Origin of the sequence: Sphingobacterium sp. T2, assembly GCF_000814685.1 — a bacterium.
Classification (GTDB): Bacteria; Bacteroidota; Bacteroidia; order Sphingobacteriales; family Sphingobacteriaceae; genus Sphingobacterium; species Sphingobacterium thermophilum.
On sequence record NZ_JXAC01000232.1, the window covers coordinates 1 to 2,111 of the forward strand.

Here is a 2,111-nt window from a genome sequence, read left to right on the forward strand (position 1 = left end):
ACTTTTTGGGTACTAAATAGAGTTGTTTATTTAAAGAAATATAGGTCAATACTGGAATTAACTAAGGATATTATAGAATATATTAAATATTACAACGACAAAGGAATAAGAACTAATTTAAATGGAATGAGCCCGGTAGAATACCGAGCTCATCATATCAAAAATATTGCATAAATTCGTCCAACTTTTTGGGGGCAGTCCATTCGATAGGCTTTTTATCTTAGAAAATCAAAATCCTTAATCTTCTTTTTTCTCTTCAGTAGCAGGAGCTGCTTCTTCTGTAGCTGCAGGTGCTTCAGCTTTTACCTCTTCAATGAGAAAAAGATAAAAAATCTTTCCGAATTAAGTGAGTAATTTATTAGGTGACTCAGATAAATTACTCGAAAAATATGTAAATCACCTGACATTATCATAATTAACATTAAATAAAAAAATTTAAAAAAATGAATCAATTAAAAAAAATATCAATTTTTGTATTAATAACATCACTTTTAACATCAAGTTTATTTATATCTTGTACGAATGGTGATGAAATTTCAACAAACGAAAATAAATTAGACTTGTCAAAAAAAGTTTTGAAATTTGATGAAATGAAACTTATTTCTCAAAGAATTATTAGTTATCAAAAAGAAATTTCTACCAAAAGGATAGACTCAAGAACTGCAAGAAGAAGAAATGCAAGTATTATTAGAACCACTTGTAAATAATGGAGAAGAATTACATTCTGAAATGATTAATTATTTGGAGGAATCTGGAGAGTTTGACAACTTAACTCCCGCAGAACAAGCTGAATTATTAAATCTTGATAAAAAACAATTAGCAGAATTATCATTTGCTATGAGCACAGCTTATGCCCCACAAATGATGAGAATGGATCCAAGAATTCGTGCTTGTTTAAGTGCTGCTGTTGGTATAACTGCTATATATGATTTAATTTCAAATACAGCTGCATTAGGAACAGTTGAAACGACAATCGGTGCTTTAAGATTAATTGGACGTAGATATCTAGGCTGGATTGGTGTTGGGCTTATGGTTATGGATTTTGCTGATTGTTATTATGGTAATTAAACTATAATATATGTTAAATTCTTTTTCAAAAAACTCAATATCTATATGGAATGCTAATACAAGCATATTTACAGTATTAATTTACATATTGTATTTTATAATTTATAGATTTGACTTACATAACATTTTTGCGTGTTTATTATTAATTTTCATTATAATCAATTTAATTCTTATCTTTTTTACGCTATTTATGGCGTTAAAAAATAAAAGAAATTTAGAAAATTTTACAAAAATAATTTCATTTATAATTGTAAGAGCAATAGTCAATTTTTTGCTTATAATTTTATTACTCGAATATTTATAGCATAATTATAACGTGGCATAACAAGGGTTTTGTGAAATTGCAGGTACAGTTTGTATCTGCAATTTCTGTTTTTCAAAGCAAAATTTAGTTTATATTTGTAATGGTAGTTGCTAAAATCCTGCAACTTCACAAAGCCCTGGGACGTTAGACGATAATCCATGATTCATTCCTCAATCTCTGGAACGCTAAAGAACGCATCTCCGTATACCATAAAGTTGAAAATTACCTCTTTCGGATTACGAGAAATGAAATCTACAAATATTATAGGGAGCGCCTCAGGAAATTAAGCATTGAAGAGGAAATCCAAAAGAGCAAAACAGAAAGTTATGTGGTGGAAGGGGAAGATTGTCTGGCCAACCTCGAATACGAAAAGATATACCGCTTGGCGATAATGCAGTTACCGCCACAGCGCCAAAAGATTTTCAAACTGTCCCGAGAAGAAGGCCTGAGCTATCAGGAAATAGCTGAAAGACTGGACATATCACCCAACACGGTGAAAGAACACATGTCATTGGACAATGAAAACCATACGCACTTATCTGGTCAAAGAGCATGACATTGCCTTAGGCATCATTATTCTTAGCCTTATTAGCCTTTTAAATATATAGCAAATCTACTTAAAACAAAAAAGCCTATCTTTCGATAGKYWTRGTACTTTTATCTTAAGAAATCAAAATCYTTAATTCTTTCTTTTTCTTCTTCAGTAGCAGGACTGCTTCTTCTGTAGCTGCAGGTGCTT

4 protein-coding genes are annotated in these 2,111 nt (G+C 30.8%); all 4 read left to right on the forward strand.

Features of this window, described 5'->3' with window-relative positions:
- On the forward strand, positions 1-174 hold a 174-nt coding region (locus SD31_RS21415), incomplete at its 5' end, for an IS3 family transposase (protein WP_039054441.1).
- A 269-nt stretch (positions 175-443) separates the two neighbouring features.
- Positions 444-707: a hypothetical protein gene (locus tag SD31_RS16720; protein WP_156138362.1), complete on the forward strand. Its 264-nt coding sequence runs from the start codon at positions 444-446 to the stop codon at positions 705-707.
- Positions 676-1,068: a hypothetical protein gene (locus SD31_RS12955; protein WP_039054442.1), complete on the forward strand. Its 393-nt coding sequence runs from the start codon at positions 676-678 to the stop codon at positions 1,066-1,068. Before SD31_RS16720 ends, SD31_RS12955 begins: the two co-directional genes overlap by 32 nt.
- A gap of 458 nt (positions 1,069-1,526) precedes the next feature.
- Positions 1,527-1,928, forward strand: a complete 402-nt coding sequence (locus tag SD31_RS16265; RefSeq protein WP_262506641.1) for a sigma-70 family RNA polymerase sigma factor — start codon at positions 1,527-1,529, stop codon at positions 1,926-1,928.
- The last annotated feature ends 183 nt before the right edge of the window (positions 1,929-2,111 follow it).